Consider the following 15,739-nt stretch of genomic DNA (forward strand, 5'->3'; position numbering starts at 1 on the left):
TTGATTTATGGATGAAAACGCTTTTATGTCTTATGTTTTTGTGTTTATGTTAGATTTATATTGTTTAGGAGAATACCCTTTATACTTCTTAAACATTTTGCTAAACTGCGCATAATCCTGGTATCCAACTAATGGCGCTAGCTCAGATAACTGGATATGGTCTCTATGTAATATTTCCGCTGCCTTATCCATCCGAAATTGCACGAGATACGTTTGGAAGCTGCAGCCTACTTTTTTGGTAAACAAGCTACTTAAGTAACTTCGGGATACATGGGCCACCTTAGCTAAATCTGCAAACAAAATCTCATTCATATAATTTTGAGCTACGTATACTTTTACAAATTCAACATAATCATAGTGCTTGGTGATACCGTCTAACATTTTGACCATAAAATCATCTTCATCCAGCGTCCCCGACACTTTAAAGGCTTTGGTTATATTCGTAATCGACTTCTCCGATGGAATTCTTTCAAAAGCAGAGCCCCCGATATACCCCATCAAGTTTTGATTATTACTGTACATATACTGCACATCAATTGGCGTTTTCACAGGACCCCCATAAACCAATTTAATTAAATCAGGCTTTAGCGCATTGCATGTATTAAAAATCTTGTCCGCCTTAGCCTTGGCAGCTTCCAGAGAGAATACCTTTTTGGCTCCTAATAATCCCCCTTCGGTTAAGCCTAAATGTACACAAATAATATCCGCTCCAGCCTCGATCATCTGAACTGCTTGGGTTTCATCAAATACGAAGGCTATGGTAAACAAACCTTTTTCATGGGCAATTCTTATAGCTTCTACTTCAAGTAGATAACCATTCCCTTCTTCTTCAAGCGCTTCACCAAATTGACCATCTATTAATCCAACCGTGGGGTAATTATTGATCCCGGAAAATCCCTTATTCTTTATCTCACTAATGTAGGTTTCCATATCTTTTGTCGGATCAGTTGCATTGAGTCCAAAAATAATAGGAATATCCCTTACCAAAGGTATGATCTCTCTAGATGCAAAGTCCATTACCATATCATTACTATTGCAAAATGGCAAAATCCCAGCGAGAGAGCTCCTCCCCATCTGCCGGAATTTACCCGAGTTTAACATCAGAAGAAAGTCTGCTCCACCCTGCTTCGCATACTTTGCCGTTATTCCCGCACCTGTGGCTACTCCAATAATATGATTGCCCACATTTAATTCCGATCTAAGCTCATTTAGGATTTGCTCTCTGTTCATACTTACGAACCCTCCTATCCCTAATCTAAGGATAACCGTAAAGAACACTGCGAATCCAGTTGTGTGTAATTAGAGCCGCCCATTTAGATAAAAAAAACAGTAGCTCTAAACCTGATATTGCCCCTGTTTTTGATGAATAAAGTCTCTCAGGCCCGCAACTCGCTCAAAAAGGCTTAAATGTTCAAATAGATCCATCTGAGTCTGCTTACAGTTTAGTAAGTGGTTTGTACCGTTACTTTTCCCTCTGAACACCAAAATGCTTAGTGGTCTTGCGCATTTTTGTTGGTCGTTGTATTTTGTGCAACAGAACTTCTTAAAATCGTGCTGAGTTGTAGTTCTGTTGTAGTTTGTACAATCAATCTATGAAAAATGACCATTTATAGCACATTTCTGGTAATTTGATTGCACAAAGTGCATTAGACGATTTTTTATGGAGCGAAAAGGGCGTTTTCCATTGTACAAACTGCAATGTATCGTAATGTTCCGGCTCCAGATCCGTAGTTTCCTCATCATCAAACGCCACCCGTAATTGAACGTACAAGCCAGATTCATCTACCTTTTTTTCATCGGAGTTATCCACTTATTATTGTAATGTTTAACTTCCTATACAATAAAAAAATCCCGCCTGCCACCTATTAAGGTTTGAGGCGAGATTTGATATTTATACGGCTTACAATATAGCGTCGCCGTGTTTTACAACCCATTCATTAGCTTCGTGTAGTGCCTGCTCCGCGCGTTCAATCGCAGCCTTCACCTGAACAGTAGCTGTGCCACCATAAACGTTACGAGCGTTAACTACAGCTTCCGGTTGAAGAACAGCATAGATATTCTCGTCAAACAGCGGTGAGAATTGCTTGAACTCTTCCAGTGTCAGATCTAACAGGAACTTGCCTTCGTTGATGCAATAGAGCACTGTTTTTCCGATTACTTCATGTGCTTGGCGGAAAGGAAGACCTTTGCCTACCAAGAAGTCGGCGATGTCAGTAGCATTCGAGAAATCCGTGTTTACGGCTTCACGCATACGTCCCTTGTTCACCTTCATGGTGGAGATCATCGGCGCGAACAATTGCAGTGCACCAGTCAGCGTAGTAACGGTATCGAACATGCCTTCTTTGTCTTCCTGCATATCCTTGTTGTACGCCAGTGGCAGTGATTTGAGCACCGTCAGCAAGCCAATCAGGTTGCCGTATACGCGGCCTGTTTTGCCCCGTACCAGTTCGGGTACATCCGGGTTCTTCTTCTGCGGCATAATGCTGCTACCTGTGCAGAAAGCATCATCCAGCTCCACGAAACTAAACTCTGTGCTGCTCCACAGTACCAATTCCTCACTGAGTCTGGACAGATGTGTCATCACAAGCGCTGCATTTGCCAGGAACTCAACGATGAAATCACGATCGCTGACAGCATCTAGACTGTTCTCGTACACACTATCAAAGCCCAATTGCTCCGCTACAAAATGGCGGTCAATCGGGAAGGTCGTTCCCGCAAGCGCTCCTGCTCCGAGTGGCAACACATTGATCCGCTTGTAGCTGTCCGTCAAACGCTCCGCATCGCGGCGGAACATGGAGACATAAGCCAACAAGTGGTGAGCAAACAGGATCGGCTGTGCCCGCTGCAAATGCGTATAGCCAGGGATGATGGTCTCCACGTTGTCTTTTGCTTGTTCGATCAAAGCTTCCTGCAATTCATGCAGCAAGCTAACTAGCTCAACTACACGGCCCCGTAAGTAAAGGTGCATGTCCGTTGCCACTTGATCGTTACGACTACGTCCTGTGTGCAGTTTACCACCGACTGGGCCAATTTCCTCGATCAGATGTTTTTCAATATTCATATGGATGTCTTCATCCGCTACGGAGAAAACAACCTCTCCAGCGTTAACCTTATCCAATACTTTGTTCAGACCTTGCTTAATCGTCTCCACATCTTCTTGTGGAAGAATTCCGCATTTGCCCAGCATTGTGACATGCGCCAGACTGCCTTGCACATCTTCTTTGGCCAAAGCCTTATCAAATCCAATGGAAGCTGTATATTCCTCCACCAGCTTGTTTGTTCCTTTAGTAAACCGTCCGCCCCAAAGCTTGCTCACTTGTAGTTTCCTCCTCTTGGACGCCAGAGGGCCGCTCCTATCCTGACGGGAGGAACGGCCTTCGGGGTTGCCCGTTTAAGTTTATGTTATCGTTCTATTTCGAAGCTCCATTTACACCTGTAGAAACTTTAAGGCGCAATGCGTTCAAGTGGATAAAACCAGTTGCATCCCCTTGATCATAAGCTTGTGTAGGATCAGCTTCCATCGTTGCAATTTCGGGATTGTACAGGCTAACCGGGCTCTTCACTCCAGCGCCGATGATGTTGCCTTTGTACAGTTTAAGACGAACAGTCCCCGTTACATTTTGCTGGCTCTGTGTTACAAGAGCTTGCAGTGCAATACGCTCTGGTGCGAACCAGAAACCGTTATACACCAAAGTACTGTAACGAGTGATCAGGCTGTCGCGCAGGTTCATCACTTCACGGTCCATTGTGATGGACTCCATTTTGCGATGAGCGACGAACAGGATTGTTCCACCTGGAGTCTCATACACACCACGGCTCTTCATGCCGACAAAACGGTTCTCAACCATATCCACCCGTCCGATACCGTGTTTACCGCCTAGCTCATTCAGTTTCTCCATCACTTGAAGTGGTGATAAGGACTCACCATTAAGGGCTACGCAGTCTCCCTTAACAAAATCGAGTTCCAAATATTCCGCTTCATCCGGAGCATCCTCAGGAGCGTTGCTCAGCAGGAACATTCCTTTGTTCTCTGGTGCACTTGGATCGAACCAAGGATCTTCCAATACGCCGCTCTCATAGCTGATGTGCAGCAGGTTACGGTCCATCGAATACGGCTTCGCCGCAGATGCTTGTACCGGAATATCATTAGCTTCAGCATAAGCGATCATTTCCGCACGACCTGGGAATTGATTGCGGAACTCTTCTAAACGCCAAGGTGCGATCACCTTAATGTTTGGTGCCAGAGCAGCTACGCCTAGCTCGAAACGCACTTGGTCATTCCCTTTACCTGTTGCGCCGTGCGCGATCGCCGTTGCGCCTTCAGCGATGGCGATATCCACCATGCGCTTAGCGATCAGCGGACGAGCAATACTAGTTCCAAGCAAATATTGGCCTTCGTAAAGCGCGCCGGATTGGAACATTGGGTAGATGAAATCGCTAGCGAATTCATCGCGAAGGTCGTCGATGTATACTTTCGATGCGCCGGTTGCTAGTGCTTTTTCCTCCAAACCGTCGAGCTCTTCCTTTTGGCCGATATCGGCAGTGAAGGCAATGATCTCAGCGTCATAAGTTTCTTTAAGCCATTTCAAAATAACGGATGTATCTAGTCCGCCGGAATAGGCGAGTACAATTTTTTCTTTAGCCATGGTGTCGCAACTTCCTTTCGTGTGGGGGGTATAAGATTCGCTAAAATGCGCTTATAGAACTCCGGTGATAAGGCGCAACTACGTGAAATGTTTGGACTTCCGGTCGCTGTTATAATCAGATTTCTATGATTGTAGTCTACCTTCGCAGATGAAATCTGATTATAAAGGCGAACGCTAACGCTCCTACAGTTCCAAACTTTCACTTCGTTGCTCGGCACCGGAATTCCAACGCTACTTATTAAGTTCATCTTATATAGTATTTTATATAATCTTAGACCAATATAGTTCCAATCCTAATTTTCTATGATTCCTTATCCCATTAGGGCAGCCATTAAAGCTTTTTGCGCATGCAGACGGTTCTCCGCCTGATCAAAGATGACCGAGTTAGGGCCGTCAATCACGCTTGTACTGACCTCTTCTTCACGGTGAGCTGGCAGGCAGTGCAGGAAGAGATAATTGTTCTTCGCGCCTTTTACAAGCTCATCATTGACCTGATAGTCCTTGAATGCCGCTTCACGCGCCTTTTGCTCCTCTTCGAAGCCCATGCTAGCCCAAACATCGGTGTAGATGACGTCGGCGTTTTGCACAGCTTCTTGTGGGCTGTAAGTGACCACAATCTTCGCTCCGGTTTCTTTAGCGATCTCACGGGCTTCTGCTACAACCGCTGCATCCGGCTCATAACCCTCCGGTCCAGCGATAGATACGTCCACGCCAAGCTTAGCCCCGCCAATCATTAAGGAATGAGCCATATTGTTGCCATCGCCGATGTAAGCCAGCTTCAGACCTTTAAGCTTCCCTTTGTGCTCATAAATGGTCTGGTAATCCGCCAGCACTTGGCAAGGATGCGCCAGGTCGCTCAGACCGTTGATTACTGGAATAGAAGCATAACGAGCTAGGTCCTCTACTTTGTCATGGCCGAAGGTACGGATCATAATTCCGTCGAGGTAACGAGACATTACTTGTGCTGTATCTCCAACCGTTTCACCGCGTCCAAGCTGGATATCATTTTTACTCAAGAAAAGGGCATGCCCTCCCAGCTGATACATTCCAACTTCAAATGACACGCGCGTACGCGTAGAGGATTTTTCAAAAATAAGACCAATCGTCTTCCCCTTCAGCGGCTGGAATTCTTCGCCATTCTTCTGCTTCTTCTTCAGCTCAATCGCCGAATCAATCAGATACGTGATTTCTTCCGGGCTGTAATCGTTCAGCTCCAGTAAATCACGGCCTTTCAGTTGCTTCGCAATGGTGTGCTTGTTACTCTGTACGCCCTGACTCATGAGCTTACCTCCCCGTTTGCTTGTTTAGCATAAGTATGAATGAGTTCGGAGACGATGTCTACCGCTTGGTCGATCTCCTCTTTACTTACATATAGATTAGGCAGCAGGCGAAGGACATTAGGACCGGCTGTCACGAACAACAGGCCTTTCTTTTGTCCAGCCAAAACAATATCGCCCGCTGGTGATTGACATTCAATCCCGATCAGCAGTCCTTTACCACGGATATCCTTCACAAATGAACAGTCCGCCAGCTTCTCTTTCAAGAGACCTGTCAGATACTTACCCATTTCTTCGGCACGCTGTGGAAGCTCATCCTCCAGCATCGTCTCAATCGTCGCTGCCATAACCGCTGTTGCGAGCGGTGTTCCCCCGAAGGTGGACGCATGGCTGCCCGGTGAGAAAGCATCACGCAAATATCCTTTGCCAAGCATTAAGCCTGCTGGAAACCCACTAGCAATTCCCTTTGCCAAAGTGAAAATATCTGGTTCAATTCCATAATGCTGATGCGCGAACAGCTTGCCTGTACGCCCCATACCTGTCTGTACCTCATCTACAATCAGAAGCAATCCGTGTTTCTTGCACAGTGCCACTACAGCGTTCAAGAACTCAGGCTCTACCTCAAGCACGCCACCCTCTGCAAGCACCATCTCCAGCATAATAGCAGCGGTATGACCCCCGATAGCAGCTTCTAACGCTGGCAGATCATGCAAGGGTACCGTCTTAAAGCCTGCTGGAAGTGGCAGGAAGCCTTCTTTTACCTTTTGCTGACCTGTAGCTGTCAGTGTGGCTAGTGTACGTCCATGGAAGGATTGTTCAAACGTAATAACCTCATAACGATCCACACCTTTAATCTTCTGGTGGTAACGACGAGCCAGCTTAATAGCAGCCTCATTCGCCTCTGCCCCACTATTGCAGAAAAACACTTGATCAGCGCAGCTATTCTCTGTCAAAAGGTTTGCAACTCTGTCCTGTCCAGGAATATGGAACAGGTTCGAGACATGCCAGAGCGTATCAATCTGATCCTTCAGCTTCGCACCGACTTTTTCAGGAGCATGACCTAGACTGGTCACAGCTAATCCACTTGTGAAATCAAGATACTTATTGCCCTTATCATCCCATACCCAGGTGCCCTTGCCTTTAACTAAGCTGATATCATATCTGGCGTAGGAAGGGAATACCGCGCTTAGCTTGCCTGCTGCAACATCCGGTGTACCTGATCCTGCGGTATCGGTCTGTTGTGCGCCTGCTTGCGAATCCAACTCCGCTTGTGTAAGCTTGCTCATTCTAAGTCACTCTCCCATCGGCTGCTCCTGTGTACCAGGCTGCGCCTCTAATTTATATTCATCTATGACTCTACGAACGAATAATACGTGTGCCTATAGCTTCACCTTGCAGGACTCTACTAAGTACCCGCGGTTCTTTTCCATCCACAATGATAACCTCTGAAACGCTGCCTTGAATGCAGTCGATAGCTGCCCGTACTTTTGGGATCATGCCGCCGTAGATTTCTCCACTTTCAATTAAAGCTTCGATTTCCTGTACGGTAACGGATGGAAGTACAATCTTTTGACCCTCCACCGTACTCATGATGCCAGGTACATCTGTGACTACAATCATTTGGGGAGACTTTACATAAGAAGCGACTGCCCCTGCTGCTGTATCTGCATTAATATTGTAGCGCTGACCTGCAGCATCTACACCGATCGGTGCAATGACAGGAATATATCCCATACCAATAATCCCTGTTACGATATCAGCCTTCACTTCCGTTACTTCTCCTACCAAACCTACTTCAGCGCTATTAGCTACGGGTCTCGCAGTAATCATATTCCCATCGATCCCAGACAGCCCCAGAGCTAGACCCCCACTCCCTTGAATCCGCCTTACAATCGCCTTGTTAATACTCCCTGCCAAAGTCATCTCTACGACATCTAGTACTGCCTCGGTGGTTACTCGCAGACCATTCACGAAGCTGCTTTCAATACCCAGTTTTGCTAGATTCTCTGAAATAGCTGGCCCTCCGCCATGAACAATTACAGGCTGAACGCCTTCTTGCTGCAAATCTCGTAAATCTTCGAAAAAAGAATCAGGAAGAGCAGCCAGCGTACTGCCGCCGCATTTCATCACAAACAATCCACTACCATCTAATGCATCTATAAGTTCAAGCTCGCTATTTAGCGTCATATGATCGGTATCCTTCCCTTGTGAGCTTAAGCACGCCACAAATTAGGTACGATATGCAGCGTTAATACGCACATAATCGTAAGTTAGGTCACAGCCCCAGGCTGTAGCTTTTCCGGTTCCATCATGCAGATCTACAGTGATCAGCACAGTTTCACTTTTTTGCAAATAAGCCAAAGCCTTCTCTTCATCAAAAACAACTGGCTTCGAGTGCAGTAGCACCTCAATATCACCTAAAGAAATGTTTACGCGCTCCGGCGATACCGGAACACCCGCGCGTCCAACCGCAGCAATAATCCGTCCCCAGTTCGCATCTGCTCCAAAAATAGCAGATTTCACTAGACTAGAACCCACCACTGTCTTGGCAATCGCTGCAGCAGCTTCGTCATGAACAGCACCATTCACTTGAACCTCGATAAGGTGAGTCGCACCTTCTCCATCACGAGCAATCGCTTTGGCAAGCCTCTGGCAGACATACGTAAATCCAGCAGCAAAAGCGTCCCAATCCGGATGCAATCGGGTGAGCTTCTCATTACCTGCAAGCCCACTAGCCATCGAGACTAGCATATCATTCGTGCTTGTATCTCCATCCACTGTAATCATATTAAAAGTAACGTTCGTAGCAGAACGAAGCAGACTGTGTAAATCCTCCGCTGAAATATCAGCATCCGTAGTCATAAAGCCGAGCATGGTAGCCATGTTAGGATGAATCATTCCGGAGCCCTTTGCGGCTCCAGCTATGGTAACTTCTACGCCACCGACGAGTACCTTCACGGCAATTTCTTTTTTGACCAAATCCGTGGTAAGGATGGCCTGACAGAATTCTTCCGCTCCAGCAGCCCCACCGTCCAGCTTCTCTGGCAGTGCAGCAATCCCGCTCCGTACGCAGTCCATCTTCAGCAGCTCGCCGATCACACCAGTCGAAGCTACAGCAACATCATTAAGCTCTACGCCCAAATGCTGAGCCGCAGCAGCGCGCATCTCATAAGCATCGGCTTCGCCTTGTTCACCTGTGCAGGCATTGGCATTCCCGCTGTTCACGATTATCGCCTGCAACGTTCCATTCGCAAGACTTTCCCGCGTCACCTTCAGTGGAGCCGCCTGAAAAATATTCGTCGTATAGACGGCCGCCGCCGTAGCTGGAACCTCACAAAGAATCACTCCGAGATCGTTACGGTCTGTTTTTTTCAATCCACAGTGCAGTCCTCCGGACTTAAATCCTTTAGGCGATGTAATGCTTCCACCTTCCAAGGCAGTAAATAATTCAATCTCGCTCATGTTATTTGTACCGCTGATCCTTATGGATACACAGGTGTGTAACCGAGGCCAAGGGTTTCCTCCCATCCCATCATCAAATTAAGGTTCTGTATTGCCTGACCTGCCGCACCTTTTACAACGTTATCTATGACGGAGACAATGGTCACCCGCCCTGTACGAGCATCTGTCGCAAATCCGATATCACAATAATTAGAGCCGCTAACTTCTTTTGTCGCTGGAATCACACCTACATCGCGCACCCTCACATAGGGTCTGCCCGCATAATATTCACGATATAAATCCACAAAATCCTGCTCCGTATGATTGCCCGTCATTCCTGCATACATCGTACTCATTATTCCTCGATTCATTGGCACGAGATGTGTGGTGAACGTTACGGTTACCTTTTCTCCAGCAATCTCCGTGAGCGTCTGCTCGATTTCTGGTATATGTTGATGTTTATTTATTTTATAAGCTTTAAAGTTCTCATTTATCTCTGCATAATGCACCATCAAGCTCGTTCCGCGTCCTGCTCCGGTAACCCCTGATTTCGCATCAATAATAATACTGTCGTGCTTAATCCAGCCTGCCTGAATTGCAGGAATTAGTCCAAGAAGTGTAGCCGTAGGATAACAGCCTGGATTAGATATAAAATCAACCCCAGCCGCACGCTCTCCAAACACCTCGCAAAGTCCGTATACAGCCTGCTCTAGATATTCATCAGCCGGAGCCGGATGTTTATACCAGTGCTCATACTCTGCGCCGTCCTTCAAGCGGAAGTCACCGGATAGATCTACTACCTTAAGTCCAGCTTCCAGCAGCTGCGGCACCAGCTTTGCACTTACACCAGACGGCGTAGCCGTAAAAACCACATCCGCCCGATCAGCCATCTGCGCCGGATCAACGCCATCCAGCTTTCGGTCAATAATGCCTGTCAAATGAGGAAACCCTTCCTCTATCGCATCCCCTGCACTAGATGAGGAAATTACCGAAGTAATCTCTACTTTAGGATGACTTTGTAGTAGCCGAATCAGCTCTACGCCTCCATAACCCGTTGATCCAACAATCGCCGCCCTCAGCTTACCTTCCACTGTCATCCCCACTTCCTGCTTATCATGAATATTATATTAAATATAATGCATGCCGTCTTAGAAATATGTATTATTATACATCCACATTAATATAAATACAACACATTGTGTGAACTTTATTATCCCTAAATATAACCCTATTTACAAAAAAAGAGAAGCGTCGCCTCCACCTTAGGGGAGATTACGCTTCTCTTTTAAACCCTTCGCCTAACACTTCATGTGCTTCGGTTATAATAACAAATGCACTTGTATCTACGGATTGGACAATCGCCTTCAGTCTCGAAACTTCATTCTGACCTACCACTACCATCAGAACAGTACGTGCATCGCCCGTATACCCGCCATGTGCATCCAGCTTTGTCAGACCACGATCCAGATCATTTAATATCGCCGCAGATATTTCATCTGTCTTGTCCGAGATAATATAAGCAACCTTCGTATAACGGAAGCCTACCTCTATCGCGTTAATGGCCTTACCTGTCACAAACAATCCGATCAGCGCATACAGCGCCTGCTCCATACCAAGTATAAACGCGGCCAGTACAATAACCGTCCCGTCCAACAATACTACGGAAACCGAGAAGCTGAGACCAGATATCTTTTGAATGATCTGCGCCAAAATCGTAAGTCCACCTGTCGAGCCCCGTCCGCGGAACACAACGCCAAGTCCCACCCCGACACAGATACCGCCATAAATGGAGGCTAAAAGTGGATTAGTTGTAGGCGTAGGTAAATCTTTTGTCAACAAGATAAATAGCGGCAGTACAAAGCTCCCGAGCAACGAGCGAACGCCGTATTGTTTACCCAGGAAGATTACTCCGAGCACAAACAGCGGAATATTAAGTGCCCATTGCGTAAATGCCGGTTCAGCCCCAAACCAAGCTTCAGCCAATACAGAAAGACCCGATACACCACCAGAAGCTATATGATTAGGCAGAAAGAAAAGATTAAAACCCAGTGCCGTGATTAGCGAACCGATCAGAATAAGCGTGGTGTCCACCACATGACGTACAGGCCCATTCAGAGGAATCAGCGGGGGTTTATTACGAGAATTGATTTTTTGCATTTCATGGCGCTCCTTAAAGTGTCATCTTGCTCTACGTAAGAAGAACCGGCTATTCCATCCATATCAAAGAATGGTATCCGTTCCCCCTAAAATATAGAGATAAAGTATGGAGTAACCTTATACTTTCCTATATTCCCGAAAAAATCCCTTAATCCGCCTCAACCTTGATCTGGCTACGCAAGTACCCATCAATGAATGCGTCCAGGTCTCCGTCCATTACTGCACCCACATTACCTGTTTCCACGGAAGTACGATGATCCTTGACCATATTATACGGATGGAATACATAGGAACGAATCTGACTGCCCCAAGCGATATCGGATTGCTCGCCGCGAATCTCATCTAAATGCTGTTGCTGTTCTTGCAGCTTACGCTCATAGAGCTTGGAACGCAGCATCTTCATAGCTTGTTCACGGTTTTTGATCTGTGAACGTTCGTTCTGACAGGTTACCACCACACCCGACGGCAAGTGAGTAATCCGTACCGCAGAGTCCGTGGTATTGATATGCTGTCCACCCGCGCCGCTCGCCCGATACGTATCAATTTTCAGATCCTCCGTACGGATCTCAACTTCTACATCATCCGTAATTTCCGGAACGACATCACAGGACACAAAAGAGGTATGGCGTCTACCCGAAGAGTCAAACGGAGAAATCCGTACTAGTCGATGGACACCCTTCTCAGCTTTCAAATATCCGTAGGCGTTAAAGCCTTTAATAAGTAGTGTGACACTCTTAATTCCCGCTTCATCACCCGGTAAGTAGTCCAGCACCTCAACCTTGAATCCTCGTTTTTCAGCCCAACGGGTGTACATACGCAGCAGCATTTGTCCCCAGTCTTGGGACTCCGTTCCGCCTGCACCCGGATGAAGCTCAAGAATAGCATTTAACTTGTCATACGGTTGGTTAAGCAGCAATTGCAGCTCGAAATCGTCCACTTTGCTGCCTAGGCTGCGAATCGTCTCCCCAATTTCAGTTGCTAGATCTTCATCGCCCTCTTCATCCGCAAGCTCTGCCATCATCGCAGCATCATCGTATTCCTGTTGAAGCTTCTCGTATTGATCTACGGAAGATTTCACAGCGTTCATCTCGGCAATTACGCTTTGCGCTTGCTCACTATTATCCCAGAATCCTGGAGCGGCCATTTTCTCTTCAAAGTTAGAGATCATCTCTTGCTTAAGATCTAAGTCAAAGAGACCCCCTAAGGTCAGTTAGTTTCTTGCCTATTTCACGTAGATCTTGCTTTACATTTGGTTCTATCATAGGTCACTTCACCTTTCAAAATAGGTTGTTACGGTCTTTGCTCTATTGGACAGTTAGTAAATGAGTGAATGATTAGCCATTCCGAGAAGGATTGGACTTCCGATCGCTGTTGTTTCCAGATTCCTTGAATTTATAACCGCATCGCGGTTGGAATCCGGAAACAAAGGCGAACACTACGTTTCTCCAGTTCCAAACCTTCTCTCCATTCCACATTCACTCGAATACTAAATATCCAAAAAAGCGACTGGGCCGTAAACGGGGGATACCCCCGGGCCCAGCCGCTCTTTATGGTTAGTATACCCATGTAGATCAGGGTTAAAGACTTACACCTTCAACCCCTGAATATGAGCGTTACTAAACGTTTGTCTTATGCGTTTTGACCGTGGCAATTCTTGTACTTCTTGCCGCTTCCGCAAGGGCAAAGATCGTTACGGCCAGTCACAGCCTCAACATGAACCGGACGTTTCTCAACAGGTTCACTGTTTGTAGAAATCTTGTCTTCATCAATAACGGATTGACGTTCCTGATTCGCCTCGATGTGAGCCTTCATAATATAAGTAGCTACTTCTTCTTGAATCGTAGCAGTCATAGTATTAAACATCTCAAAGCCTTCGAATTGATACTCACGAAGTGGATCCGTACCACCGTAAGCACGCAAGTGAATCCCTTGACGCAATTGATCCATTGCATCAATATGATCCATCCATTTGCTATCTACGGAACGAAGAACGATTACCTTCTCGAATTCACGAACAAGTTCTGCACCCAGACGTTCTTCACGTGCAGCATATTTCTCAAGCACACGTGCGAAAATGAACTCAATGATCTCCTCTGCTTCCTTACCCCATAGAATATCACGGGTCAAAGCACCTTCTTCAAGCAGCTTGCTGTTTACGTAATCAGCAACTTCTTGCAGTTCCCAGTTCTCAGGAATATCATCGCTACAGTGTGCGAGAACGATACGCTCAATTACTGGTTTGATCATTTCAAGCACGATATCTTTAATATTATCGGACTCCAGAATCTCACGGCGTTGTTTATAAATAATTTCACGCTGTTGATTCATCACGTCATCATATTGCAATACGACTTTACGGATATCAAAGTTATTACCTTCAACACGTTTCTGAGCAGATTCTACAGCACGCGTGATCATGCGGCTCTCAATCGGCTGATCTTCCTCGAATCCGAGACGATCCATCATAGTCAGAACGTTGTCAGCACCAAAACGCTTCATGAGCTCATCGCCAAGCGACAAGTAGAACTGTGTAGAACCAGGGTCACCTTGACGACCCGCACGACCGCGCAGCTGGTTATCAATCCGGCGCGATTCATGACGCTCTGTACCAATGATATGCAGACCTCCAAGATCTGTCACACCTTCACCCAGAACGATGTCCGTACCACGTCCAGCCATGTTGGTAGCAATCGTAACTGTACCTGGCTGACCTGCATGGGTAATGATTTCTGCTTCCGCAGCGTGATGCTTCGCGTTAAGCACTTGGTGTCTAACACCTTTGCGCTTCAGCATTTCAGACACGAGCTCTGAATTCTCGATCGACACTGTACCAACCAGCACAGGCTGGTTCTTTTTGTGACGCTCTACAATTTCTTCCACAACAGCCTTGAACTTACCGTTCTCACTCTTGTAGACAACATCCGGCATATCATCACGCTTGTTCGGCTTATTGGTAGGAACTTGAAGAACTTCAAGACCATAAATCTTCTTGAACTCCTCTTCCTCAGTCTTCGCTGTACCTGTCATACCACCGAGTTTACGATACATACGGAAGTAGTTCTGGAATGTGATCGTTGCAAGCGTCATACTCTCATTCTGTACTTCGATTTCTTCCTTCGCTTCAATTGCTTGGTGCAGCCCATCGCTATAGCGACGACCTGACATTAGACGTCCTGTAAATTCATCAACAATAACGACCTCACCCTCGTTTACAACGTAATCTACGTCACGACGCATAATTACATTTGCTTTTAGGGCTTGGACGATATGGTGATTCAAAGTTACATGACTGTGATCATACAAGTTCTCAATACCAAAAGCGCGCTCAGCAGTAGCCACACCTTTTTCAGTCAAGGCTACAGACTTCACTTTAATATCAACCGTATAGTCTTCTTCAGCCTTAAGCTTTTTCACGAAACGGTCTGCTGAAAAATACAATTCTGTAGACTTTTCAGCTTGTCCGGAAATAATAAGAGGTGTACGTGCTTCATCAATAAGAATAGAGTCCACTTCATCAATAATACAGAAATACAGAGGGCGCTGAACCATTTGCTCTTTATAAAGCACCATGTTGTCACGCAAATAATCAAAACCAAATTCGTTGTTTGTGCCATACGTAATATCGCAGGCATAAGCAGCTTGTTTATCAGCATGGTCCATACCGCTCAGGTTAACCCCAACCGTCATGCCCAGGAAGTTATAGATTTGTGCCATTTGTGCGCTGTCGCGCTGAGCCAAATAGTCATTGACCGTTACTACGTGTACGCCTTTACCTAGCAAAGCATTCAAATACACTGGCAATGTACCTACTAGTGTCTTACCTTCACCAGTCTTCATCTCGGAGATTCGGCCTTCATGCAGAGCCATACCACCAATCAACTGCACATCAAAATGCCGCATACCAAGTGTCCGCTTGGAAGCTTCACGTACGGTTGCAAATGCCTCAGGAAGAATTTCTTCCAAAGTTTCGCCTTTTTCAATACGGGCACGGAATTCTGCTGTCTTTGCTTGTAGCTGTTCATCAGATAGCTTTACAAATTCCGGTTCCAATCCATTAATTACATCGACTGTCTTCATGAGACGTTTAACGTCACGATCGTTGGTGTCTCCGAATATTTTCTTTACAAGTCCTAGCATGGTTAACCCCTTTCATGCAACACAGATGGTGGAACCGAGCCCATCCTCACAAAATTGAAAGGGCCATTTATAAATTCGATT

At 46.2% G+C, this 15,739-nt stretch carries 11 protein-coding genes; all 11 read right to left on the reverse strand.

Translation table 11 applies throughout. The features are described from left to right. Positions 1-30: 30 nt before the first annotated feature. Positions 31-1,230, reverse strand: a complete 1,200-nt coding sequence (locus UQ64_RS24015) for a phosphoenolpyruvate hydrolase family protein (RefSeq protein WP_060625916.1) — start codon at positions 1,228-1,230, stop codon at positions 31-33. 670 nt (positions 1,231-1,900) lie between these two features. Next, positions 1,901-3,316: an argininosuccinate lyase gene (gene argH / locus UQ64_RS24025; protein ID WP_060625918.1), complete on the reverse strand. Its 1,416-nt coding sequence runs from the start codon at positions 3,314-3,316 to the stop codon at positions 1,901-1,903. Positions 3,317-3,410: 94 nt separating this feature from the next. Next, entirely contained in the window at positions 3,411-4,646 is a 1,236-nt protein-coding gene (locus tag UQ64_RS24030; protein WP_060625919.1) for an argininosuccinate synthase, read from the reverse strand. A 311-nt stretch (positions 4,647-4,957) separates the two neighbouring features. Then, positions 4,958-5,926 (reverse strand): ornithine carbamoyltransferase, encoded by a 969-nt coding sequence (gene argF / locus UQ64_RS24035; protein WP_060625920.1) that lies wholly within the window; start codon positions 5,924-5,926, stop codon positions 4,958-4,960. After that, positions 5,923-7,209 (reverse strand): aspartate aminotransferase family protein, encoded by a 1,287-nt coding sequence (locus UQ64_RS24040; protein WP_060625921.1) that lies wholly within the window; start codon positions 7,207-7,209, stop codon positions 5,923-5,925. Before UQ64_RS24040 ends, argF begins: the two co-directional genes overlap by 4 nt. Positions 7,210-7,279: 70 nt before the next feature. Next, entirely contained in the window at positions 7,280-8,110 is an 831-nt protein-coding gene (argB, locus tag UQ64_RS24045; protein WP_060625922.1) for an acetylglutamate kinase, read from the reverse strand. Positions 8,111-8,152: 42 nt separating this feature from the next. Next, positions 8,153-9,385, reverse strand: coding sequence for a bifunctional ornithine acetyltransferase/N-acetylglutamate synthase (gene argJ, locus UQ64_RS24050; protein WP_060625923.1), 1,233 nt, complete (start codon positions 9,383-9,385; stop codon positions 8,153-8,155). 20 nt (positions 9,386-9,405) lie between these two features. Next, on the reverse strand, positions 9,406-10,461 hold the full coding sequence (gene argC / locus UQ64_RS24055; protein WP_060625924.1) for an N-acetyl-gamma-glutamyl-phosphate reductase: 1,056 nt from the start codon (positions 10,459-10,461) through the stop codon (positions 9,406-9,408). Positions 10,462-10,636: 175 nt separating this feature from the next. Beyond that, positions 10,637-11,521: a YitT family protein gene (locus UQ64_RS24060; protein ID WP_042131326.1), complete on the reverse strand. Its 885-nt coding sequence runs from the start codon at positions 11,519-11,521 to the stop codon at positions 10,637-10,639. A gap of 148 nt (positions 11,522-11,669) precedes the next feature. Continuing rightward, positions 11,670-12,783, reverse strand: a protein-coding gene (prfB, locus tag UQ64_RS24065) for a peptide chain release factor 2 (RefSeq protein ID WP_156417658.1) whose coding sequence is annotated in 2 segments (ribosomal slippage) — positions 11,670-12,710 and positions 12,712-12,783 — 1,113 coding nt in all. Because the reading frame shifts where the segments join, the coding sequence is not laid out codon by codon here. Between the two features lie 367 nt (positions 12,784-13,150). Beyond that, on the reverse strand, positions 13,151-15,658 hold the full coding sequence (secA, locus tag UQ64_RS24070) for a preprotein translocase subunit SecA (RefSeq protein WP_060625926.1): 2,508 nt from the start codon (positions 15,656-15,658) through the stop codon (positions 13,151-13,153). Positions 15,659-15,739 lie beyond the last annotated feature (81 nt).

The sequence above is a fragment of the Paenibacillus etheri genome (genome assembly GCF_001012825.1).
GTDB classification, from domain to species: Bacteria; Bacillota; Bacilli; order Paenibacillales; family Paenibacillaceae; genus Paenibacillus_AQ; species Paenibacillus_AQ etheri.

Excerpts from the sequence above, each read along its gene's own strand:
- UQ64_RS24015 (WP_060625916.1), bottom strand. The coding sequence starts at position 1,230 with ATGAACAGAGAGCAAATCCTAAATGAGCTTAGATCGGAATTAAATGTG.
- UQ64_RS24030 (WP_060625919.1), bottom strand. The coding sequence starts at position 4,646 with ATGGCTAAAGAAAAAATTGTACTCGCCTATTCCGGCGGACTAGATACA.
- argF (WP_060625920.1), bottom strand. The coding sequence starts at position 5,926 with ATGAGTCAGGGCGTACAGAGTAACAAGCACACCATTGCGAAGCAACTG.
- UQ64_RS24040 (WP_060625921.1), bottom strand. The coding sequence starts at position 7,209 with ATGAGCAAGCTTACACAAGCGGAGTTGGATTCGCAAGCAGGCGCACAA.
- argB (WP_060625922.1), bottom strand. The coding sequence starts at position 8,110 with ATGACGCTAAATAGCGAGCTTGAACTTATAGATGCATTAGATGGTAGT.
- argJ (WP_060625923.1), bottom strand. The coding sequence starts at position 9,385 with ATGAGCGAGATTGAATTATTTACTGCCTTGGAAGGTGGAAGCATTACA.
- argC (WP_060625924.1), bottom strand. The coding sequence starts at position 10,461 with ATGACAGTGGAAGGTAAGCTGAGGGCGGCGATTGTTGGATCAACGGGT.
- UQ64_RS24060 (WP_042131326.1), bottom strand. The coding sequence starts at position 11,521 with ATGCAAAAAATCAATTCTCGTAATAAACCCCCGCTGATTCCTCTGAAT.
- secA (WP_060625926.1), bottom strand. The coding sequence starts at position 15,658 with ATGCTAGGACTTGTAAAGAAAATATTCGGAGACACCAACGATCGTGAC.